General features: G+C 70.9%; 19 protein-coding genes, 1 tRNA gene and 1 pseudogene. 13 read left to right on the plus strand and 8 right to left on the minus strand.

All coding sequences use genetic code 11. From position 1 onward, the window contains the following. Positions 1-308: 308 nt before the first annotated feature. The 7 genes from eno (at position 309) to ACFWA7_RS32220 (ending at position 8,397) form a co-directional block, all read left to right on the plus strand. Positions 309-1,595, plus strand: a complete 1,287-nt coding sequence (eno, locus tag ACFWA7_RS32190) for a phosphopyruvate hydratase (protein WP_385546244.1) — start codon at positions 309-311, stop codon at positions 1,593-1,595. A 119-nt stretch (positions 1,596-1,714) separates the two neighbouring features. After that, positions 1,715-2,191, plus strand: coding sequence for a septum formation initiator family protein (locus ACFWA7_RS32195; protein ID WP_385546247.1), 477 nt, complete (start codon positions 1,715-1,717; stop codon positions 2,189-2,191). A 62-nt stretch (positions 2,192-2,253) separates the two neighbouring features. Beyond that, positions 2,254-2,790 (plus strand): DUF501 domain-containing protein, encoded by a 537-nt coding sequence (locus ACFWA7_RS32200; protein ID WP_385546249.1) that lies wholly within the window; start codon positions 2,254-2,256, stop codon positions 2,788-2,790. After that, a complete protein-coding gene (locus ACFWA7_RS32205) occupies positions 2,787-3,701 on the plus strand; it encodes an exopolyphosphatase (RefSeq protein WP_385546251.1) in 915 nt (304 codons plus the stop codon). Before ACFWA7_RS32200 ends, ACFWA7_RS32205 begins: the two co-directional genes overlap by 4 nt. Before the next feature lie 380 nt (positions 3,702-4,081). After that, complete coding sequence (locus ACFWA7_RS32210; protein WP_385546254.1) at positions 4,082-5,467, plus strand: NAD(P)/FAD-dependent oxidoreductase; 1,386 nt, start codon at positions 4,082-4,084, stop codon at positions 5,465-5,467. 218 nt (positions 5,468-5,685) lie between these two features. Beyond that, on the plus strand, positions 5,686-6,987 hold the full coding sequence (locus ACFWA7_RS32215) for a class I SAM-dependent methyltransferase (protein WP_385546257.1): 1,302 nt from the start codon (positions 5,686-5,688) through the stop codon (positions 6,985-6,987). Between the two features lie 174 nt (positions 6,988-7,161). Beyond that, positions 7,162-8,397, plus strand: a complete 1,236-nt coding sequence (locus ACFWA7_RS32220; protein WP_385826621.1) for a phosphatidylserine/phosphatidylglycerophosphate/cardiolipin synthase family protein — start codon at positions 7,162-7,164, stop codon at positions 8,395-8,397. A gap of 70 nt (positions 8,398-8,467) precedes the next feature. Here the strand turns inward: ACFWA7_RS32220 and ACFWA7_RS32225 are convergent, their stop codons facing one another. Beyond that, positions 8,468-10,993, minus strand: coding sequence for an ABC transporter permease (locus ACFWA7_RS32225; RefSeq protein ID WP_385546262.1), 2,526 nt, complete (start codon positions 10,991-10,993; stop codon positions 8,468-8,470). A gap of 80 nt (positions 10,994-11,073) precedes the next feature. Further along, positions 11,074-11,844: an ABC transporter ATP-binding protein gene (locus tag ACFWA7_RS32230; RefSeq protein WP_385546265.1), complete on the minus strand. Its 771-nt coding sequence runs from the start codon at positions 11,842-11,844 to the stop codon at positions 11,074-11,076. 398 nt (positions 11,845-12,242) lie between these two features. On the opposite strand from ACFWA7_RS32230, the gene ACFWA7_RS32235 reads away from it, so the two are divergent. Both ACFWA7_RS32235 and ACFWA7_RS32240 read left to right on the plus strand, forming a co-directional pair. After that, a tRNA-Leu gene (locus ACFWA7_RS32235) sits at positions 12,243-12,324 on the plus strand. A 421-nt stretch (positions 12,325-12,745) separates the two neighbouring features. Beyond that, positions 12,746-13,618 (plus strand): Bax inhibitor-1/YccA family protein, encoded by an 873-nt coding sequence (locus ACFWA7_RS32240; RefSeq protein WP_385546268.1) that lies wholly within the window; start codon positions 12,746-12,748, stop codon positions 13,616-13,618. A gap of 133 nt (positions 13,619-13,751) precedes the next feature. On the opposite strand, the gene ACFWA7_RS32245 is transcribed toward ACFWA7_RS32240, so the two are convergent. Next, complete coding sequence (locus ACFWA7_RS32245) at positions 13,752-13,982, minus strand: DUF4287 domain-containing protein (protein ID WP_371653116.1); 231 nt, start codon at positions 13,980-13,982, stop codon at positions 13,752-13,754. Positions 13,983-14,119: 137 nt separating this feature from the next. On the opposite strand from ACFWA7_RS32245, the gene ACFWA7_RS32250 reads away from it, so the two are divergent. Next, a complete protein-coding gene (locus ACFWA7_RS32250) occupies positions 14,120-14,443 on the plus strand; it encodes a hypothetical protein (protein WP_385546271.1) in 324 nt (107 codons plus the stop codon). 60 nt (positions 14,444-14,503) lie between these two features. Here ACFWA7_RS32250 and ACFWA7_RS32255 read toward each other — a convergent pair whose 3' ends face one another. Further along, entirely contained in the window at positions 14,504-14,722 is a 219-nt protein-coding gene (locus ACFWA7_RS32255; RefSeq protein ID WP_385546273.1) for a hypothetical protein, read from the minus strand. Positions 14,723-14,805: 83 nt separating this feature from the next. On the opposite strand from ACFWA7_RS32255, the pseudogene ACFWA7_RS32260 reads away from it, so the two are divergent. Next, positions 14,806-15,348, plus strand: a pseudogene (locus ACFWA7_RS32260) (hypothetical protein); the annotation flags it as partial. A 16-nt stretch (positions 15,349-15,364) separates the two neighbouring features. Here ACFWA7_RS32260 and ACFWA7_RS32265 read toward each other — a convergent pair. The 3 genes from ACFWA7_RS32265 to ACFWA7_RS32275 form a co-directional block, all read right to left on the minus strand. After that, a complete protein-coding gene (locus tag ACFWA7_RS32265; RefSeq protein ID WP_385826627.1) occupies positions 15,365-16,156 on the minus strand; it encodes a hypothetical protein in 792 nt (263 codons plus the stop codon). A gap of 506 nt (positions 16,157-16,662) precedes the next feature. After that, on the minus strand, positions 16,663-17,883 hold the full coding sequence (locus ACFWA7_RS32270) for an acetyl-CoA C-acetyltransferase (RefSeq protein WP_385546278.1): 1,221 nt from the start codon (positions 17,881-17,883) through the stop codon (positions 16,663-16,665). Between the two features lie 205 nt (positions 17,884-18,088). Next, on the minus strand, positions 18,089-19,477 hold the full coding sequence (locus ACFWA7_RS32275; protein WP_385546281.1) for a cystathionine beta-synthase: 1,389 nt from the start codon (positions 19,475-19,477) through the stop codon (positions 18,089-18,091). A gap of 188 nt (positions 19,478-19,665) precedes the next feature. Between ACFWA7_RS32275 and ACFWA7_RS32280 the strand changes: the two genes are divergently transcribed. Continuing rightward, a complete protein-coding gene (locus ACFWA7_RS32280) occupies positions 19,666-20,658 on the plus strand; it encodes an SGNH/GDSL hydrolase family protein (protein WP_385546297.1) in 993 nt (330 codons plus the stop codon). Between the two features lie 295 nt (positions 20,659-20,953). Here the strand turns inward: ACFWA7_RS32280 and ACFWA7_RS32285 are convergent, their stop codons facing one another. Then, on the minus strand, positions 20,954-21,370 hold the full coding sequence (locus ACFWA7_RS32285) for a hypothetical protein (RefSeq protein ID WP_385546283.1): 417 nt from the start codon (positions 21,368-21,370) through the stop codon (positions 20,954-20,956). A gap of 134 nt (positions 21,371-21,504) precedes the next feature. Here ACFWA7_RS32285 and ACFWA7_RS32290 point away from each other — a divergent pair, with 134 nt between their 5' ends. Further along, on the plus strand, positions 21,505-22,344 hold the full coding sequence (locus ACFWA7_RS32290; RefSeq protein ID WP_385826623.1) for a MurR/RpiR family transcriptional regulator: 840 nt from the start codon (positions 21,505-21,507) through the stop codon (positions 22,342-22,344). Positions 22,345-22,417 lie beyond the last annotated feature (73 nt).

Raw genomic sequence — 22,417 nt, forward strand, 5'->3', positions numbered from 1 at the left:
ATGCATGAGGGGCGCGGGGAACTGCGCGAGCAACCCAGCACGGTCCGCGGACAAACACCAGCCAGCCCCGCAGGGCCCCGCCGAGATCCACTCAGCTGACAGCTGAAGCCGGGCCGCGGGGCGGGCCCCACGCGCGTCCCCCGCACCCTCCCGCCCCGCCGGGACGCGTTTTGTTTTGTTCGGGAACATTTTGCCCCCCGTTTCGTCCCACGGGCCGGTCGGTCGGCTGGTGGATGCCCCGGAGGCGGTTAGGCTCAGGGGTGCCGGACCACGCGGCCCGGCGTATTCGCGTCACATCCCAGAAGGAGATGCTCGTGCCGTCCATCGACGTCGTCGTAGCCCGGGAAATCCTGGACTCCCGAGGCAACCCCACGGTCGAGGTCGAGGTCGGCCTCGACGACGGCAGCACCGGTCGTGCCGCCGTCCCGTCCGGCGCCTCCACGGGTGCCTTCGAAGCCATCGAGCTGCGTGACGGTGACCCCAACCGTTACGGCGGCAAGGGTGTCGAGAAGGCCGTCCTCGCCGTCATCGAGCAGATCGGCCCGGAGCTCGTCGGCTACGACGCCACCGAGCAGCGCCTGATCGACCAGGCGATGTTCGACCTGGACGCCACGGACAACAAGGGCTCGCTCGGCGCCAACGCCATCCTCGGCGTCTCGCTCGCCGTCGCGCACGCCGCCTCCGAGGCCAGCGACCTGCCGCTGTTCCGCTACCTGGGCGGCCCGAACGCGCACCTGCTGCCCGTTCCGATGATGAACATCCTCAACGGTGGGTCGCACGCCGACTCCAACGTCGACATCCAGGAGTTCATGATCGCCCCGATCGGCGCGGAGTCCTTCTCCGAGGCGCTGCGCTGGGGTGCCGAGGTCTACCACACCCTCAAGGCCGTCCTGAAGCGCAAGGGCCTGTCCACCGGCCTCGGCGACGAGGGCGGCTTCGCCCCGAACCTGGACTCCAACCGCGCCGCCCTGGACCTGATCCTGGAGGCCATCAAGGAGGCCGGTTACGCCCCGGGCAAGGACATCGCGCTCGCGCTCGACGTCGCCGCGTCCGAGTTCTACAAGGACGGCAAGTACGAGTTCGAGGGCCAGTCCCGCTCGGCCGCCGAGATGACCGAGTACTACGAGGAGCTCGTCTCCGCGTACCCGATGGTCTCCATCGAGGACCCGCTGTACGAGGACGACTGGGCCGGCTGGAAGACCCTTACCGACAAGCTGGGCTCCAAGGTCCAGATCGTCGGCGACGACCTCTTCGTCACCAACCCGGAGCGCCTGGCCCGCGGCATCGAGGAGGGCTCCGCGAACGCCCTGCTCGTCAAGGTCAACCAGATCGGTTCGCTGACCGAGACCCTGGACGCCGTCGAGATGGCCCAGCGCAACGGCTTCAAGTGCATGATGTCCCACCGCTCCGGCGAGACCGAGGACGTCACCATCGCCGACCTCGCCGTCGCGGTGAACTGCGGCCAGATCAAGACCGGCGCCCCGGCCCGCTCGGACCGCGTCGCCAAGTACAACCAGCTGCTGCGCATCGAGGAGATCCTCGACGACGCGGCGGTGTACGCGGGCCGCAGCGCCTTCCCGCGCTTCAAGGGCTGATCAGCCCACCAGCTGAGCAGGCCTGACATGGGCTGACCGCCCTGTCGTACGTACGTCCCCGGCCGCGGTCCCGTACCGTGTCCGGGGACGTTGTACGTACGTGAGGGGAGCGGGGCGACATGGCCAAGGGCAACCGGGACCGGTTCTCCACCGCGGCCCGGCTCAAGGTGCTCGGCGAGCAGACCGCGGCCCGGGTCTACCGCTCCCAGACCAAGCGCCAGGCGCGCCGCTCCCGGCTCACCGGGCGCGCCGCCCTGCTCGCCCTGGTGATGTGCTCGCTGGTGGTGGCCCTCGCGTACCCGATGCGCCAGTACGTGTCGCAGCGCGGCGACATCGCCGAGCAGCGACGCAAGGAGCACGACGCGGCCGCGCAGGTCGAGCGGCTGCGCGACGAGAAGGCGCGGCTCCAGGACGACGCGTACATCAAGCGGCTGGCCCGTGAGCATCTGCACATGCAGTTTCCGGGCGAGACCGGCTACACCGTGGCCGACCCGTCGGCCGCCAAGGGCCGCCGCGACGGCAAGGCCGCCACCGGCCGTCCCTGGCACCAGAACCTCTGGGACGGCGTGGACAAGGCCGACCGCCCCGGCAACTGACGCCGCCGCCGGGCCCAGACAGCGACAGATCCAGACAGACAGAGACTGAGACAGAAACCGCGATGGAAACGCCCCCGCCCCAGACGCCCAGCACCGTGCCGACCGACGCGGACATCGCCGCCTTCCAGGAGCAGCTGGGCCGCCCGCCGCGCGGACTGCGCGCGATCGCGCACCGCTGCCCGTGCGGCAACCCGGACGTGGTCGAGACGGCCCCCCGGCTGCCCGACGGCACGCCGTTCCCGACGACGTACTACCTGAGCTGCCCGCGGGCCGCGTCGGCGATCGGCACGCTCGAAGCCAACGGGGTCATGAAGGAGATGACGGAGCGTCTGGCGACGGACCCCGAGCTGGCCGCGGCCTACCGCGCCGCCCACGAGGACTACATCGCCCGCCGCGACGCCATCGAGGTCCTGGAGGGCTTCCCGAGCGCGGGCGGCATGCCGGACCGGGTGAAGTGCCTGCACGTGCTGGTCGGCCACTCGCTGGCGGCCGGGCCCGGGGTGAACCCGCTGGGCGACGAGGCGATCGCGATGCTGCCCGAGTGGTGGGCGAAGGGCCCCTGCGTCACCCCCTGTGTGCCCGGGGAGGGAGAGAAGTGACCCGGGTCGCCGCCATCGACTGCGGTACGAACTCGATCCGCCTCCTGGTCGCCGACGCGGACCCCGAGACGGGTGAACTGGTCGACCTGGACCGCCGTATGACGATCGTCCGCCTCGGCCAGGGCGTCGACCGGACCGGCCGCCTCGCCCCCGAGGCCCTGGAGCGCACCTTCGCGGCCTGCCGTGAGTACGCGGCGGTCATCAAGGAGTTCGGCGCCGAGCGCGTCCGCTTCGTCGCCACCTCCGCCTCCCGCGACGCCGAGAACCGGGACGAGTTCGTCCAGGGCGTCCTGGACATCCTGGGCGTCGAGCCCGAGGTGATCACCGGCGACCAGGAGGCCGAGTTCTCCTTCACCGGGGCCACCAGGGAACTCCACTCCGGCGGCGACTACCTCGTGGTCGACATCGGCGGCGGCTCGACGGAGTTCGTGGTCGGCTCGGAGCACGTGCGCGCGGCCCGCTCGGTGGACATCGGCTGCGTCCGGATGACCGAGCGCCACCACCCCGGCGACCCGGCCACGCCCGAGCAGATCGCGGCGATAAGGGCGGACGTCGAGGCGGCCCTGGACCTCGCCGAGCAGACGGTGCCGCTGCGCGAGCCCCGCACGCTGGTGGGCCTGGCCGGTTCGGTGACCACGGTCGCCGCCATCGCGCTCGGCCTGTCCGCGTACGACTCGGCGGCGATCCACCACTCCCGTATCTCCCACGACGAGGTCAAGCGGGTCACCGACCGCCTCCTGGCCTCCACCCACGCCGAGCGCACGGCGATCTTGGTGCTGCACCCGGGCCGCATCGACGTGATCGCCGCGGGCGCGCTGGTCCTGCTGGCCGTCATGGAACGCACGGGCGCCCGCGAGGTCGTGGTCAGCGAGCACGACATCCTCGACGGAATCGCCTGGTCGATCGCGTAAAAAGAGGTCCGGAGGCCCTCCCAGGGGCCCTCCGGACCACCCCTCGCAAGAAAGTTCGTGAACTTCTTCACAAGGAAAACCCGCCGGTTGGCCTCGATTCGGGGCCGTAGGCCTCTCTTCTGCAGGTTCAGGGGCTCAACAGCGCGCGATCCAGGGGTTGGACGGTGTGTTACGGCCATGTGTCCTGACCCGGTGGTCTAGCCCGCGGAGCGGTGTGAGGGCCAGTTCAGGAGGGGTGAACAACGTTCTCCCCTACGCCTTGGTTCCCTCCGGCCACCATGACCTGGGTCACGTGGGCCGCGAAGTGTAGCAGAGGCCCCGTCGGACCTTGTGAAGGGGCGCACGAGCGGGGGCCCACAGGGGGGTGGATACTCGATGGCATGAGCACCACGGAGCGTCCCCGAATCCTCGTCGTAGGCGGTGGGTACGTAGGCCTGTACGCGGCACGGCGCATTCTCAAGAAGATGCGTTACGCCGAGGCGACCGTCACGGTCGTCGACCCGCGGTCGTACATGACGTACCAGCCCTTCCTCCCCGAAGCCGCCGCAGGCAGCATCTCCCCGCGCCACGTCGTCGTCCCGCTGCGACGCGTTGTGCGCGGAGCCGAGGTGCTCACCGGCCGCGTCACCAGCATCGACCAGGACCGCAAGGTCGCCACGGTCGCGCCGCTCGTCGGCGAGGCCTACGAGCTGCCCTTCGACTACCTGGTCGTCGCCCTCGGCGCGGTCTCCCGCACCTTCCCGATCCCCGGCCTCGCCGAGCAGGGCATCGGTATGAAGGGCGTCGAGGAGGCCATCGGGCTGCGCAACCACGTCCTGGAGCAGTTGGACAAGGCCGACTCCACGACCGACGAGGACGTCCGCCGCAAGGCGCTGACCTTCGTCTTCGTGGGTGGCGGCTTCGCCGGCGCCGAGACGATCGGCGAGGTCGAGGACATGGCCCGCGACGCGGCCAAGTACTACACCAACGTCAAGCGCGAGGACATGCGCTTCGTCCTGGTCGACGCCGCCGACAAGATCCTCCCCGAGGTCGGGCCGCAGCTCGGCAAGTGGGGCAAGGAGCACCTTGAGGGCCGTGGCATCGAGATCTACCTCTCGACCTCCATGGACTCCTGCGTCGACGGCCACGTGGTGCTGAAGAACGGCCTTGAGGTCGACTCCAACACCATCGTGTGGACCGCGGGCGTCAAGCCCAACCCGGCGCTGGCCCGCTTCGGCCTGCCGCTCGGCCCGCGCGGCCACGTCGACACCGCCCCGACCCTCCAGGTCCAGGGCACCGACTACATCTGGGCCGCCGGCGACAACGCCCAGGTCCCGGACCTCGCCGCCCGCAAGGCCGGCGTGGAGAACGCCTGGTGCCCGCCGAACGCCCAGCACGCGCTGCGCCAGGCCAAGGTCCTCGGCGACAACGTGGTCTCCGGTATGCGGGGCTTCCCGCAGAAGGAGTACGCGCACGCCAACAAGGGTGCGGTGGCGGGCCTCGGCCTCCACAAGGGCGTCGCGATGATCGTCATGGGCAAGATGAAGATCAAGCTCAAGGGCCGTCTCGCCTGGTACATGCACCGTGGCTACCACGGTCTCGCCGTGCCCACCTGGAACCGCAAGATCCGTGTCTTCGCCGACTGGACCCTCGCCATGTTCCTGAAGCGCGAGGTCGTCTCGCTCGGCGCCATGGAGTCGCCGCGCGAGGAGTTCTACGAGGCGGCCAAGCCCGCTCCGGCCCCGGCCGCGAAGGACAAGGTCGAGGAGAAGGCCAAGGCCTCCTGACCTCGGTCACCCCCAGCAACACCCCGAAGGGGCCGTCCGCCATCCGTGGTGCGGGCGGCCCCTTCGGCGTGCGCTCCACGCGGAAGCCGTCACCCGCCGCCGTCACCTTCGCGCCGCCGATGTACGCCCGTGGCGCTGTAGCGGGATGGCCGGTGCCCGGGGCAATCTTGTCCGGGGGTGCTGGGCAGGTGGGGGTCGACTTCACGGAGGTGTGCGCCATGGCCGACGCCGCGACGCGGCTGACCGCTCTCGCCGGCAAGCTCCTGGGCGAGGACCTTCCGGTCCGCGTCCGCGCCTGGGACGGCAGCGAGGCAGGCCCGCCGGGCGCCCCGGTGGTCGTGCTGCGCCACCGCCGCGCCCTGCGCAGACTGCTGTGGAAGCCGGGCGAACTGGGCCTGGCGCGCGCCTGGGTGGCCGGCGAGCTCGACATCGAGGGGGACCTCTATCTGGCCCTGGACCTGATCGCCGGGCTGATCTGGGACCGCGGCGGCGAACCCAAGGACGCGGTCCATCCCGTACGCGACCCGGGGCTGCGGGCCGCAGCCCGGGAGCTGCTGCGGCTCGCGCGCCCCCTGCCGCCGCCCGCCCCGCCCGCCGAGGAGCTGCGCCGCCGCACCGGCCGGCTGCACACCAAGCACCGCGACAAGCAGGCCGTCAGCCACCACTACGACGTGGGCAACGCCTTCTACGAGCTGGTCCTCGGCCCGTCGATGGTCTACTCGTGCGCCTACTGGGAGCGCCCCGACGCCACCCTGGAGGAGGCCCAGCGCGACAAGCTGGAGCTGATCTGCCGCAAGCTGGGCCTCGGGGAGGGCGACCGGCTGCTCGACGTCGGGTGCGGCTGGGGCTCGCTCGCCCTGCACGCGGCCCGCCACCACGGCGCCCATGCCGTCGGCATCACGCTCAGCGCCGAACAGGCCGCCTACGCCCGCAAGCGCATCGCCGAGGAGGGCCTGGCCGACCGGATCGAGATCCGGGTGCAGGACTACCGGGACGTGCGGGACGGTCCGTACGACGCCATCTCCTCGATCGGGATGGCCGAGCACGTCGGCTCCGAGCGCTACCGGGAGTACGCGGACGACCTGTACGCCCTGCTGAAGGACGGCGGACGGCTGCTCAACCACCAGATCGCCCGGCGTCCCGAGGGGGACGAGACGGCGTACCACGTGGACGAGTTCATCGACGCGTACGTCTTCCCCGACGGGGAGCTGGCGCCGCTCGGGCGGACGCTGTCGACGCTGGAGGACGCCGGGTTCGAGGCGCGTGACGTGGAGGCCATCCGCGAGCACTACGCGCTGACCCTGCGTCAGTGGGTGGCCAATCTGGAGGCGGGCTGGGAGCGGGCGGTGAGGCTGACCAGCCCGGGCCGGGCCCGGGTCTGGCGGCTCTACATGGCCGCCTCCGCGCTGTCCTTCGAGCGCAACCGGATCGGGGTGAACCAGGTCCTGGCGGTGAAGACGCCGGAGGGCGGCGCCTCTGGGATGCCGCTGCGGGCGCGGAGTTGGGGGAGCGCCCCGTAAACGCGCTCCTTCGGGGCGCTCTTCAGGGGCGCGGGGCTGTGACCGGCCCCCCTGCGGCCCGCAGGCGGAATGATACGTTCGGCAACCGGGCGGCGATCCCGGCGTCCGAATTGTCATGCATATGCCACATGTGGAGTTCGTGTGCACCGCCACCGCACAACCTGGCTGCTGGGTATGGCAGTCGCCCTGATGTCCGCCTTCGCCGCGCCGGGCGCGGCCACCGCCGACACCGTCACGGTCGCCAACGGGGCGATCTTCAACGACCCCTCCGGCACCACCGCCGAGCAGGACAAGATCCGCGACCACGTCGTCTCGCTGGTCAACGACGCCCCCGCGGGCAGCACCGTCCAGATGTCGATGTACACCTTCACCGACGACGTCCTGCGCACCGCGCTGATCGCCGCGAAGGACCGCGGCGTCGCCGTGAAGCTCGTCGTCGACTACAAGTCGCACAACTTCAAGCCCGACGGCACCGAGCTGACCAAGGGCGGCGAGTACGAGAACCTGGCCGCGGCGCTCGGCACCGACCGCACCAAGGCGTCCTGGATCCTGTCCTGCCCGCAGGGCCGCGGCTGCATCGCCAACCGCAAGCTCAACTCCGACGACGACGGCTCGATCAACCACAACAAGTTCTTCCTCTTCTCCCACACGGGAGGGGCGGACAACGTCGTCGTGCAGACCTCGGCCAACATGTCGGGCACCCAGCGCACTGACCTCTTCAACAACGCCGTGACGCTGGTCGACGCCGGTCTCTACGCCAACTACCAGGCGTACTTCAACGACCAGGTGGCGAACGGCTCCTCGGGCGCCGGTGACAACAACTACTACTCGACGCCGGTCAGTTCGACCGACCCGGACTACAAGACGTACTTCTTCCCCCGCAAGGAGACGTCCGGCACCACCTACTCGACGGACCCGGCCACCGACACGGTCAAGCTGATCCTCGACAAGGTCACCTGCTCCTCCACCCAGCACTCCGAGGTGCGGATGGCGGCCAACCTCTTCTACCGCGACCAGATCGCCACCAAGCTCGCCGCGATGGTGGACGCGGGCTGCAAGGTGTACCTGGCGGCCGACGCCAACCCCAACGGCGGCGGCACGGGCCTCCCGTCGATGGGCAAGACCGTCGAGTCGATCCTCTACGGGCAGCTCACCCAGCGCGTGGAGTGCTTCGAGACCCCGCCCGCCGGGCACACGGTCAACATCGGCATCCACTCCAAGTACCTGCTGGTGAACGGTACGTACGAGGGCGTCGCCAACGAGAAGGTCGTCTGGACCGGCAGCCACAACTACTCGTGGCAGGCGCTGCGCTCCAACGACGAGACCATCCTGAAGATCAACGACGACGCGGTCTACGACCAGTTCAAGGCCAACCACGACCAGCTGATGTCGTACTGCGCGGGCAGCTGACGCGTACACGCGCGAAGGGCCGGGCCCCCACCAGGGGATCCGGCCCTTCGCGTATGTCCGAACGCGGGGACTACTCCGTCTTGATCGCCGTCAGCATGTTCAGCCGGGCGGCGCTGCGGGCCGGCCAGAGCGAGGCCAGCACGCCCACCAGGCCCGCCAGGACCAGGAAGAGCCCGATCCGGTCCCACGGGATCACCAGCGCGTACTGCGGGATGGAGCCCTTGATGGTCTGGCCGATGGCCCAGGCCAGGAAGGTGCCGAGCCCCACGCCGATCACCGCGCCGAAGAGCGAGATGACGATCGCCTCCAGGCGGATCATGCGCTTGACCTTGCCGCGCTCCAGGCCGATCGCCCGCAGCATCCCGATCTCCTGCTGGCGCTCGAAGACCGACATGGCCAGGGTGTTGACGACACCCAGGACCGCGATGATCAGCGCCATCGCGAGCAGCCCGTACATGATGTTCAGAAGCGTGTTGATCATGCCGCCGAACTCGTCGCGGATGTCCTTCTGGTCCATGAAGCTGATCGCCGGGTTGTCGCCGAGGGCGTTGACCAGCGCCTGCTCATTGGCCGCGGTGGCCCCGCCGTCCATCTTCACGTAGACCTCCCGGATGTACGGGCGGGTCTCGTGCGGGTCGAGCATCGAGGTCGGGGCGAGCACCGAGGAGAGGAAGTCCTGCTTCTTGAAGACCGCGCCCACGGTGAGGGTCGTCTTCTTCTTGTCGTCGAACTCGGCCGGCAGCCTGGTGCCGGCCTTCCAGCCGTGCTTCTCCGCGGTCTTGTCGTCGACCGCGATCTGGCCCTTGCCCAGGGCGGCGAGCGAGCCGGAGAGCGCCTCGACGCGCAGCACCTTCTCGATGTCGCCCGGCGTCACACCGGAGACGTTCCGGAACTCGCCGTCGAGCTTGATGTTCGAGGACTGCTGCGGCGAGACCGCCGCGACGCCCGGGGCCTTGCGCAGCTCCGGCACCACGGACTTGTCCAGGTCGCCCCGGTCCGCCATCTGGACCATGTAGTCGGCCTTGATGTTGTCCGTCGTCGTCTTGTCGATGGCCTTGCCCAGCGTGATGCCGAGCACCGAAAGACCGGTGACCAGGGTGAGGCCGATGGCGAGCGCGGAGGCGGTGGCGCCGGTGCGGCGCGGGTTGCGCACCGCGTTCTGGCTGGCCAGCTTGCCGGAGACGCCGAACATCTTGGCCAGCGCCGGGCGGACCAGCGCGATGACCGGGCGGGAGAGCAGCGGGATCAGGACGATGATGCCGACCAGCGCCAGGAACGCGCCCAGGGCGATCATGGTCTTGCCGTCCTTGCCCGTCGCGGCGCCCGACAGGACCGCACCTGCGCCGAGCAGGGTGATGATCGCGCCGATCGTGTTCCGTACGACCAGGGACTTGGTGGTGGCGGCCAGGTGCACGCTGTTCATCGCCGCCACCGGCGGGATCTTCGCGGCGCGCCAGGCGGGCAGCAGGGCGGCGATCAGGGTGACCAGGACGCCGACCGCGAGCGCCGCGATCACCGGGGTGGCCGAGATGATCAGGGAGCCGCCCGGGATCTTCATGCCGAACGACGACATCGCGGAGCGCAGCCCGGCCGCCAGGCCGATGCCCAGGCCGAAGCCGATCGCGGACGCGGTCACGCCGACCACCAGCGCCTCGGTGAGCACCGAGCGCCGCACCTGGGAGCGCGAGGCGCCCACCGCGCGCATCAGGGCCAGCTCCTTGGTGCGCTGGGCGACCAGCATGGTGAAGGTGTTGGAGATCAGGAAGATGCCGACGAAGAGCGCGATGGCGGCGAAGGCGAGCAGCGTCTGGTTGAGCGCGCTGAGACCCTCCTCGATGTCCTTCGCCTCCTGGTCCGCGAGCGCCTGGCCGGTCCTGGCCGTGGCGTGCTCGGGGATCAGCGGGGTGACCTCGGAGAGGATCTTCTGGGCGTCGGCGCCGGGGGTGGCGGAGATGTTGACGTTCTGGAAGAAGCCCGGCTTGAGGTAGAGCTGCTGGGCGACCCTGGTGTCGAACAGGACGAGGCTGCCGCCCGCGTTGACCCCGCCGTCCTCGGTGGTGAAGACACCCGAGAGCGTGTACGTCTTCACCGGCCCGTTGGTGGCCACCCGCACCCGGTCGCCGGTCTTGTACTTGCCCTTGGACGCGGTGTCCTCGTCGAGCGCGATCTGCCCGTCCTGGACCGGCCCGGAGCCGTTGGTGAAGGTGTAGGCCGGGTCCTTGCCGTCCTTGCCGGGGGAGTAGTTCCCGCCCTTGTTGGCCCAGCCCTGGCCGATCAGCTTGCCGTGCCGGTCGGCCACCCCGGCGAACCCGTCGACGCGCCCGTTGACGGAGGCGACCCCGTCCAGGGCCTCGATCTTCTTGACGGTCTGCCTGCTGACGCCGGGGTCCTGCTTGTCGTCGCCGCTGCCGTACGAGGTGACGGCGACGGCCACGTTGTCGTAGCTCTTGGCGGACTGGTTCTTGAAGGCGCTCTTGAGGGTGTCGGTGAAGACGAGGGTGCCGGAGACGAAGGCCACGCCGAGCATCACGGCGAGCACGGTCATCAGCAGCCTGGCCTTGTGCGCCAGCACGTTGCGCAGGGCGGTTTTGAACATGGGGCTTTTCTCAGTCCTGGAGGGTTCGGCCTGGAGGGATTCGGCAGGGGGCGGGTGGCTGGGGCCGGTGGGCCCGCGGATCAGCTCGTACGGCCCTTCGCGTCGAACTCCTTCATGCGGTCGAGCACGCCGTCGGCGCTCGGGTGGAGCATCTCGTCGACGACGCGGCCGTCGGCCAGGAAGATCACGCGGTCCGCGTACGACGCGGCGACCGGGTCGTGGGTGACCATGACCACGGTCTGGCCGAGCTCGCGCACCGAGTTGCGCAGGAAGCCCAGGACCTCGGCGCCCGAGCGCGAGTCCAGGTTTCCGGTCGGCTCGTCACCGAAGATGATCTCGGGCTGGGAGGCCAGGGCGCGGGCCACGGCCACGCGCTGCTGCTGGCCGCCGGAGAGCTGGGTGGGCCGGTGCGAGAGGCGCCCGGAAAGACCCACCATGTCGATGACCTGGTCCAGCCACTGCTTGTTCGGCTTGCGGCCCGCGATGTCCATCGGCAGCGTGATGTTCTCGGCCGCGGTCAGCGTCGGCAGCAGGTTGAACGCCTGGAAGATGAAGCCGATCTTGTCCCGGCGCAGCTGGGTGAGCTGCTTGTCCTTGAGCGAGCCGAGCTCGGTCTCGCCTATGCGGACCGACCCGGAGCTGAACGAGTCGAGCCCGGCCACGCAGTGCATCAGCGTGGACTTGCCGGAGCCCGACGGGCCCATGATCGCGGTGAACTCGCCCTGGTGGAAGTCGACCGTCACCCGGTCGAGCGCGACCACCTGGGTCTCGCCCGCCCCGTAGACCTTCGACAGCTCGGTGGCGCGGGCGGCCACCGCGGTGGCGCGGTGTGCGGTGGGGATGGTGGTCACGGAGGACTCCTGTCGGACGTGGTGCGGGGACTCCTCCATCCTCAACGCAGCCGGACCCCCGGATCGTCAGTCCCTGTGCCCGTTCCCCGGCCCTCTTGAGTCTTATACGAGCGCCGCTCGCCTCCTCCTCCGGTATGACACCGCCCCCGAGACGGCCCTGCCCCCCGCGGCCGCGCGGGCGGGCCGGGGAGCAGGAGTCGAATTCGCGTCATTCCGTTACGCACAGTCCGGCTGACCGGTATGCCTGCCAACCGCCTGCGGCATGTGCCGCAACCGTTTCGGCCCGGGCTGACGCTCCCTCAAGCGCCAATAAAATAAGACAACATCGGCCATCGTTCCGCCGGGTGGGGGAGCCGTCCCGATAGGCTCTTCGGGCGAACGTAGGAACCGCGCGACCAGCCCGGATGGTGGAATGCAGACACGGCGAGCTTAAACCTCGCTGGCCCTAGGGCCGTGCCGGTTCAAGTCCGGCTCCGGGCACCTCTCGCCCCCTCCGGGGAGAGGTGGAAGAACCGATAATTCGGTGCACAGAACGACCGCGGAACGACTGCGGAACGGCCGATGCGGCCGGATTACCGGCGAATGAGTGACGCGTGGGTAAACAGTTCCCGCACGCGCCCGCCGGGCGGCCCCGCCCCGCCTCCCTCCTCCGCCCCGGACACCCCGCCCGCCCCGCCCGCCTCCCTCCTCCGCCCCGGACACCCCGCCCGGCCCGCCCGCGGCTCCCGGACGATGCCCGTCCGTGTCTCCCGTTGTCTCCCGTGGCACTCTTGTGACCGCGAGGCCCCTGGTGTATGTCTCGCCTGGCGAGGAAAGATCCTCCCAGAGCACTAGGGTGATTGTTTTGCTTGCCCATTACCCTTGACGGCAAGGCCGCGCTCGGCGGCCATGGAGGAGTGAGATGAGGAGCAGCAACCCGGTCTTCTCGCGACGGGGGTTCAGCCGCGACAACGGCTACGCGGGCTTCAACACCGCGCCGCAGGCCGGGGGCAACCCGTACGCGCAGGCACCGACGAGCCCGTCCGCGACGAACCCGTACGCGACGAATCCTTACGCCCAGCAGGACACGCAGTACGGCGCCCCCCAGGCCCCGGCCCGCGGCAACGTGATGACGATGGACGACGTCGTCTCGCGGACCGCGATCACGCTGGGCGTGGTGGCCGCGGGCGCGGCCCTCGCCTGGACCCTGCTGCCGGTCTCCTCGACCAGCTACGGGCTCGCGATCGGCGCCTCCCTGGTGGCGTTCGTCCTCGCGATGATCCAGTCGTTCAAGGCGAAGCCCGTCCCCGCGCTGATCATCGGTTACGCGGCGTTCGAGGGCGTCTTCCTCGGCGTGATCAGCGAGATGTTCAACGAGCGCTGGTCCGGCGCGCCCTTCCAGGCGGTCCTGGGCACCCTGGCGGTCTCCGGCGCGACGCTCTTCGCGTACAAGCAGCGCTGGGTCCGCGTGACCGCGCGGTACGCGCGCATCGGTATGACCATCGCCATCGCCTTCGTCCTGGTGATGATGGTGAACCTGCTGGTGGTCGCCTTCGGCGGCGCCGACGGCGGCGGTCTGCGCAGCTTCGGCCCGCTCGGCTTCGCGGTCGGCGTGCTGGCCATCCTGATCGGCTGCTTCTTCCTGACGCTTGACTTCAAGCAGATCGAGGACGGCATCACGTACGGCGCCCCGCGCGAGGAGTCGTGGCTGGCGGCCTTCGGCCTGACCATGTCGCTGGTCTGGATCTACCTGGAGATGCTGCGACTGGTGGCGATCCTCCAGGGCGACGACTGACGCCCGTGACGCAGTGACGAGGGGCCCGTCCGGCGAGAGCCGGGCGGGCCCTTCGCGTTGGTCCGTGGTGCCCGGGACGGCACTGCGCCCCGCCGGGGGTCGGACCGGCGGGGCGGAGCGTAAGGGTCCCTTCCTAGAGCAGGCGGCGCGCGGCCCGCCTCAGGTCGTACTCATGGATGATCGCCTTGGCGTGACCGTAGGCGAGATCGTGCTCGCTCCGGAGCCAGCTGACCTTCTCCTCGAAACGTACGAGGGAAGGGCCTTCGTCGACGGTGCGAAGCCAGTCGGAGACTTCACGACCGGTGCAATGGGGGATGCGGGAGAGCAGGTTGCGATGGGTTTCTTCGAAGAAGACTTGGGACATCGGCGCCTCCGGACGCATTGCGCTGGGGGTCCCCCCTGCTCGGGCGGAGCCGAGAACCCGGGGGAAGTCCTTCACGTCACCGTGCCTGAGCGTTCGCGTATTGGCAACAGTCCCGGGGCGGCGCGTAGGGTCGCGGCGTGCTTGATGTGACCCCGCTCCTCGCCGCCGTGGACCGCTTCGCCGACCGCCTCCGCGCCGCCCCCGAAAGCCGTCTGCGCCGCGGCGCCGCCGCCGAAGGCCTGTCCCTGGCCAGGGAATTGTCGACCCGCTCCCAGCTCGCCGAGACCCCCGACGCCGAGCCGCGCGTGATGCCGGACGCGGGGGCCTTCGCGGTCGCGGACCAAGTGGCGGTGGCGGGGAGGGATTTGGCCGAGGCGCTGCGTACGGGGGTGGCGCCGGCCGGGGGCCTGGAGGAGGCGGTGGGGCTGGTGGAGGGGGCGATGGGGCGGGCGTTCGGGTAGGGGGGGGCGAGAGGCGCCGTCGCCCAGCCCCGGAACCTGCCCCTGCGCGCCGGGGCGGATTCAGCCTTCCATGTTGCAGGCGGCGCAGCCGACGTTGAACGGTTTCCGGGTCGCGAGGTCGACGGTCAGCGTCACGCCGAGCCCGTGGGGGCAGACCCGGCGGGGCCGCCGGCCGGGACGCCGCTCCGTCCGGTGCCTCGCCCAGCGCGCCACCACGTCGCGATACCGGGGGTCACTCCATACGGCCCTGGGCCGTTCGGCCCCCTCTTCCTCACTCACCGCGTGTCCTCCCTGACAGCTCGTAGTCAACTCTAAGGGACGCGCCAGAGCCGGGAACCGGCCTTACGAAGACGTACTACCTCAAGGCGCTGAAGCCGGCCGACTCGGCCGCCGAGGCGGCGCCCCAGGCGGGCCCCGGCTGCGGGCGTTCCTCACCGGGCAGCAGGCGCACGCCACTTCGATGGTGGGCGATCGCCGGCGGGCGCGGAGCCTGCCGGCGGCGACGGAGTCCGCGCTGGTGAAGGCGGACAACCGGCGGGAGTCGATCGGCGGGTACGACCAGTCCGCGTACGCCTTCCACGTCTCCCATGTGCTGTACGAGGGGACGGACCTTCCCGGCTCCATCAGCGCCCTGCGGCAGGCATTCAGGGCGCAACCGGCCAACGAGCGGCAGGGGGAGGGTCCACTTCCACGCCGTGCTCGCACAGCGCCGGCTGGAGTACGGGCACCTCGACGCGGCGTGCGACTCGTGGACGCGCTTCCTGGAGGACTGCGAACACATCTCGTCCGCCCGGGGGGACGAGCACTTCGAGCCGATGCGGATGCGGCTGAAGCCGTTCAGGAACGCCCGGGCCGTACGGCAGCTCTCGCCCCGGATCGCGGAAATCGCCGCGCTGAAGGCCTAGTCGGGCGTCTTTGGACCTACAGCGAGGCGATGACCCGGTCCGCCAGGATGTACACGCTCTCCTCGCCGCACGAGAACGTCAGCGCGTACGCGCCGGAGATGCCCGAGCCGCCGAGCAGCACCGGGGTGTCGCCCTCGCGCAGGGCCTCGGCGAGGCGTTCGGAGGTCTCGCGGTGGCCGGGGGTCATGCACAGCGTGGTGCCGTCGGCGAAGACGTAGACATCGAGGGTGCCGAGCGGTCCTGGGCGTACGTCCGCGAGCTCCGTGCGGGCCTCGGCCAGCTGCTCCAGGCGCGAGACCGTGGACTCGTGGTCGGCCACGACCGACGTCTGGACCGGGACGAAGTCGGGGTGCGAGGGGTGACGGCGGCGGGCCGCGGCGAGCTCCGGGGAGTCCTCGGGGAACTCCTCGTACGGCTCGGCGGCCAGCTCCACGCCCTCCAGACCGGCGAAGTCGGCCTGCCGGGGGAGGAACAGGGAGGCGTCGTCGCCGAGGCCCGCGAGGCCGCCCAGGAGCGACGGGGCGTCCGCCGCGTCGCGCGCCTCCTGCGCGGCCCAGAACGCCCGCGCCTCGGCGAGCTCGCGCTCACGCTCCTCGGCGAGTGCCTCGGCGACGGCCGCGCGTATCTCCGCGACGGGCGTCTCGCCGCCGCGCGCCTGGTGGGGCACGGTGGCGGACCGGCCGGCGTTCGTGGCCGCGAGGTCGGCGCGCAGCGCCACGACCTGCTTGCGCAGCCCGTGGGCGGCGTGCAGGGCAGCGGCGCCCACGGCCGTGGCAGCGGCCGTGGTAAGCAGCAGGGCAAGAGGCATGGCGCTCACTGACTTACTCCCGGATTCAAACGATTCCCCCGACTTCCTACATCAGCTTGTCGGGCGTCCGCTCCCCTTGTCAGTGCATTACGTCACGAAACGGACAGGTTTTTGTGTCTGAGGTTTATCCCTGCGGCCCCTGAAAATGCTGTGGCCTGCGGGAATGCCTCTCCCCCGGGATGTACGTCACATCCTGGGGGAGATTCGGTCACGAACCGGACGCGGCGGGGTTGAGGCGGGCCGAAACGGGGTTGAAAGGGGTCACCCCGCCCGGGAATCCCACATGCCCCCCGCCGCAGCGTAGGGCCTCGTCAGCTCAGCCGCGCGTTGACTCGGTCGCGTTCCGCTTCGCTTCCGCTGCGGGCAGGTGCCGCCCTCGTCCCTCGGGCGACCCCTACCCTCCGCTACAGCTCAGCCGCGCGTTGACTTGGTCGCGTTCCGCTTCGCTTCCGCTGCGGGCAGGTGCCGCCCTCGTCCCTCGGGCGACCCCTACCCTCCGCTACAGCTCAGCTCAGCCGCTCGATGACCATGGCCATGCCCTGGCCGCCGCCCACGCACATCGTCTCCAGACCGAACTGCTTGTCGTGGAACTGGAGGGAGTTGATGAGCGTGCCGGTGATGCGCGCGCCCGTCATGCCGAAGGGGTGGCCGACGGCGATGCCGCCGCCGTTGACGTTCAGCTTGTCGAGCGGGATCTCCAGGTCGCGGTACGAGGGGATCACCTGGGCGGCGAAGGCCTCGTTGATCTCGAAGAGGTCGATGTCGCCGACCGTGAGACCCGCGCGCTTGAGGGCCTGCTTCGACGCCTCCACCGGGCCGAGGCCCATGATCTCGGGCGAGAGGCCCGTGACGCCGGTCGAGACGATCCGGGCGAGCGGGGTGAGGCCGAGCTCGCGGGCCTTGGTGTCGCTCATGATGACGAGCGCCGCGGCGCCGTCGTTGAGCGGGCAGCAGTTGGCGGCGGTGACCATGCCGTCGGGGCGGAAGACCGGCTTGAGGCCCTGGACGCCCTCCACGGTGACGCCGGCGCGCGGGCCGTCGTCCGTGGAGACGACCGTGCCGTCCGGGGTCGTCACCGGGGTGATCTCGCGCGCCCAGAAGCCGTTCTTGATGGCTTCCTCGGCGAGGTTCTGCGACCGTACGCCGAACTCGTCCATGTCCGCGCGCGTGACGCCCTTCGCACGCGCCAGGTTCTCGGCGGTCTGGCCCATCGCGATGTACGCGTCGGGGACCAGGCCGTCCTCGCGCGGGTCGTGCCAGGAGGCGCCGGCGGACTCCGCGACGGCGGCCGTACGGGCCTCGGCGTCGGCGAAGAACGGGTTGTGGGTGTCGGGCATCCCGTCGGAGGAGCCCTTGACCGAGCGGGAGACCATCTCGACGCCGGCCGAGATGAACACGTCGCCCTCGCCCGCCTTGATGGCGTGCAGCGCCATGCGGGAGGTCTGGAGCGAGGAGGAACAGTAGCGGGTGATCGTGCAGCCCGGCAGGTGGTCCATGCCCATCTGCACGGCCACGATGCGGCCCAGGTTGTGGCCCTGCTCGCCGCCGGGGAGGCCGCAGCCGAGCATCAGGTCGTCGATGTCGCGCGGGTCGAGCTCGGGGATCTTGGCGAGCGCGGCCTGGATGATGGTGGCGGTGAGGTCGTCCGGCCGCAGGTCCTTCAGCGAGCCCTTGAAGGCGCGGCCGATGGGGGAACGAGCAGTCGAAACGATTACGGCTTCGGGCATCACGGGCTCCATGGGGGCGGCGGGACGGGCTCAGAGACCTCGGGGACTCTCTGGGAAGTTACCCGTACGTACGGAGTTGGTCATCGGGAGGCGCGTGTGATGCGGGCCTCTTTTCTAAGCGGGCGCTCAGTGACTGCCTCGCGCCGCCCCACGGGAAAGGGGGCGCCCCACCCCGAAAGGTGTGGGGCCCCCTCGACCGGCGGAACTACTTCGCCGCGTCCTTCGCCAGGAACGCGAGCAGGTCCTGGCGGCTGACCACGCCCGTGGGCTTGCCCTCCACCAGGACGATCGCCGCGTCCGCCTCGCCCAGGACCGCCATCAGCTCCGCGACCGGCTCGCCCGAGCCGACCTGCGGCAGGGGCGCGCTCATGTGCTTCTCCAGCGGGTCGGAGAGCGAGGCGCGCTGGGCGAACAGGGCCGCCAGCAGCTCCTTCTCCACCACCGAGCCGATGACCTCCGCGGCCATCACGTCGGGGTGGCCCGCGCCGGGCTTGACGATCGGCATCTGCGAGACGCCGTACTCGCGCAGCACCTCGATCGCCTCCCCGACCGTCTCCTCCGGGTGCATATGGACGAGCGACGGCATGGCGCCCTCCTTGTCGGCGAGGACGTCGCCGATACGGGCCGAGGGGCCCGCCTCCTCCAGGAAGCCGTGCCCGGCCATCCACTCGTCGGAGAAGATCTTGCTGAGGTAGCCGCGGCCGGAGTCGGGGAGGAGGACGACGACCACGTCGTCCGGGCCCAGGCCCTCGGCCACGCGCAGCGCCGCCACGACCGCCATGCCGCAGGAGCCGCCCACCAGGAGGCCCTCCTCCTTGGCGAGGCGGCGGGTCATCTGGAACGAGTCCTTGTCCGAGACCGCGACGATCTCGTCCGTGACCTCACGGTCGTACGCCGTCGGCCAGAAGTCCTCGCCCACGCCCTCGACCAGGTACGGACGGCCGGAGCCGCCGCTGTAGACCGAGCCCTCGGGGTCCGCGCCGACGACGCGCACGGACCCGCCGGAGACCTCCTTGAGGTACTTGCCGGTGCCGGAGATCGTGCCGCCGGTGCCGACGCCCGCCACGAAGTGCGTGATCTTCCCGTCCGTCTGCTCCCACAGCTCGGGACCGGTGGTCTCGTAGTGCGAGCGCGGGTTGTTCGGGTTGCTGTACTGGTCCGGCTTCCAGGCGCCGGGCGTCTCGCGCACCAGGCGGTCCGAGACGTTGTAGTACGAGTCCGGGTGCTCCGGGTCGACCGCCGTCGGGCAGACGACGACCTCGGCCCCGTAAGCACGCAGGACGTTGATCTTGTCGAGCGACACCTTGTCCGGGCAGACGAAGATGCACTTGTAGCCCTTCTGCTGGGCCACGATCGCGAGACCGACACCCGTGTTGCCCGAGGTGGGCTCCACGATCGTGCCGCCCGGCTTGAGCGCACCGCTCTGCTCAGCCGCTTCGATCATGCGCACGGCGATCCGGTCCTTGACCGAGCCGCCCGGGTTGAAGTACTCGACCTTGGCCAGGACGGTCGCCTGGATGCCCGCGGTCACACTGTTGAGCTTCACCAGCGGGGTATTGCCGACGAGGCTGATCATCGAGTCGTGGAATTGCACCGTTGTCTCCGGGGTCTCCGTGATGGTGCCGCCAGCGTATGCGCAGAGCGAGCGCCCGTTCACCTCACGGCGGGATTGAGCGACACCTGTCACCGGGCAGGTAGCTGATGTACGGCTCCAAGGAGGTGGCGGTGGCTGGGAGTGTGTCGACCGTTTCGGCCGGGGTGTCGGCCGGATCGAGGGCGAGGGTGGCGCGCCGGATCGCGGCGGGCGCGGCGTTCGGCGGCGGCGGGATCGGTCTGATCGGGGCGGCCGCCGTCGGCGTGCTGCTCGCGGAGGCGGCGCTGGCCAAGCGGTCGGTGGGCGGCGCCACCGCCCCGCAGCCGCCGAGCGCCGACGGGCTGTACGGGGTGGCCTTCGCCAATGGCACGCCCCCGCTGCGCATGGGCATCCTGGGCGACTCCACGGCCGCCGGGCAGGGCGTGCGGCGGGCCGGGCAGACCCCGGGCGCGCTGCTCGCCTCGGGGCTCGCGGCGGTGGCCGAGCAGATGGTCACGCTGCGGAACGTGGCGCAGCCGGGCGCCCAGTCGGACGATCTGGACCGCCAGGTCTCACAGCTGCTGGCGGACCCGGTCCGGATCCCCGACGTCTGCGTGATCATGATCGGCGCGAACGACGTCACCCACCGGATGCCGCCCACCAGGTCGGTGCGCCATCTGGCGGGTGCGGTGCGGCGGCTGCGGACGGCGGGCGCCGAGGTGGTCGTCGGCACCTGCCCCGACCTGGGCTCGGTCGAGCCGGTCTACCAGCCGCTGCGCTGGCTGGCCCGGCGGGTCTCGCGCCAGCTCGCGGCCGCGCAGACGATCGTGGTGGTCGAGCAGGGCGGGCGGACGGTCTCGCTCGGCCATCTGCTCGGCCCCGAGTTCGAGGCGAACCCGCGCGAGCTGTTCGGGCCCGACAACTACCACCCGTCGGCCGAGGGGTACGCGACGGCCGCGATGGCCGTGCTGCCCACGCTCTGCGCCTCGCTCGGGCTGTGGCCGGACGCCGACCGGCTCGACGCGGACCGCGACGAGGACATCCTGCCGGTCGCCAAGGCGGCGGCCGAGGCGGTCGCGGAGCCCGGTACCGAGGTCAGCGGGGCCCGCGCGCCCTGGGCGCTGCTCAAGCACCGCCGCCGGCGGCGGCTGACCGCCACCGAGCCGAACACCGCCCACCCGGCGCACCCGGCCCACCCCTGACCGCCGTACGCCCCCCGGCAGTTGACGGTCCGTCTTGTTGGTCGCGGAACTGGTACGAGCGCGACATGTCCGCGCAGCACCCGCTTAACACGAGTGCGGCACATTGGTGGATGTCGGCGGGGGAGACCCGGCCGGCACCACCAGCGGCGTCAAGGAAATCCGGAGCGGCTCCCGGACCTCCAGGCGCCCAGGACGCGGCGACCGGCCCTGACCCGGGACCGTGTCCCGCGCGGGGACCGCCGTCGTCCCGCCCCCCGGGCGACCGGGGGTGCGGCGGTCCCCGCGCTCACCTTCCTCAGTCGGTGTCGCCATCACCGTGGCGGCGGCGCGGCCACGGCCACGGGCGGGCGGCGTGTACGGCGTTCACGCCGAAGATGCCCAGCCAGGTGACGAAGAGGCCGCTCAGCCCCGCGTTCACGGCGCCGATCGCGGACAGCGGGATGGCGAGGACCAGCGAGATCATGCCGAACCCGAAGCGCTCCGCGAAGCCCATGTCGGGGCTCTGCCCGGCCGGGCGGCCGCCGCGGGCCACCACCATCTGCTGTTCGGCGAGCTGGCGCCGCACCCGGCGGTCGATCGCCGGGTCGAGGCGCTGTTCCACCTTCTCCAGGAACGAGTCGACGAGCGCGGGCTCGTACTCCTCGCCGAGCTCCCTGCGGGCGTGCAGGGTGGCGTCGAGTTCTTTTCTCAGATCGGCGTCGCGGGCTTCCATGCTTCCCCACGGTACGGAGGGGGCCGCGCGGGCACAGTGGGGGTAGCCCCCGTACTTGCCCGTCTGCATATGGTCATGCAGAGTTCTGGGCGACTGAATATCGTGGAGTTCCGGGCGTGAGGAAGGGGGACGGCATGAGCGACGGCCCTGCCGCGCGGCTGCAACAGCTCTTCGAGGGGCGCCGGCTGACACCGACCCAGCGGCGGATCGCCCACTCCATGGTGCGCAGGGCGGCCGATGTGCCGTTCCTGTCGAGCGTGGAGCTGGCGGAGCTGGCCGGGGTGAGCCAGCCGTCGGTGACGCGCTTCGCGGTCGCGCTCGGCTTCGACGGGTACCCGGCGCTCCGCCGCCATCTGCGTGAGGTGGTGCCCGCGTCCTCGCCCAAGGAGGGCGAGGACGAGTACAACGAGTACCAGCAGGCGGTCCAGGCCGAGATCGAGAACCTGCGCCATCTGGCGGGCCTGCTCGCGGACCCGGCGCCGGTCGAGGAGGCCGGACGGCTGCTCGCCGCCTCCCGGCCGCTCCCGGTGCTCGGCCTGCGCGCGGCCTCCTCCCAGGCGCGCGGCTTCGCCTACTTCGCCGCCAAGGTCCACCCCGACGTACGCCTGCTCGACGAGGGCGGCTCGATGCTGGTGGACCGCATCGACGCGGCGCGCCGGGCGGGCGCGTCGGCGCTGCTGTGCTTCGCGCTGCCGCGCCACCCGAAGGAGGTGGTGGACGCGCTCGCGTACGCGCGCTCCAAGGGCCTCACCGTCGTCACGGTCGCCGACTCCGCGTTCGCCCCCGTGGCCCGCCACAGCGACCTGCTGATCCCGGCGGCGGTCGGCACCGGCCTCGCCTTCGACACGGCCTGCGCCCCGATGCTGCTCGGCCGCGTCCTGCTTGAGGCGATGTGCGACGACCTGCCGGACGCGCAGGCGCGCCTGGAGGAGTTCGACGCGGGGGCCGCGGGGCGCGGCTTGTTCGTGGAGTAGGCGGTCTGCCCGGCGGGGGCGCGTTTTCGTCCGCGGGCCGGTGGGGGCTGAGCGTGCCCACGCGGCGGAGCCG

It is taken from the genome of Streptomyces sp. NPDC059994 (assembly GCF_042737755.1).
Taxonomy (GTDB): Bacteria; Actinomycetota; Actinomycetes; order Streptomycetales; family Streptomycetaceae; genus Streptomyces.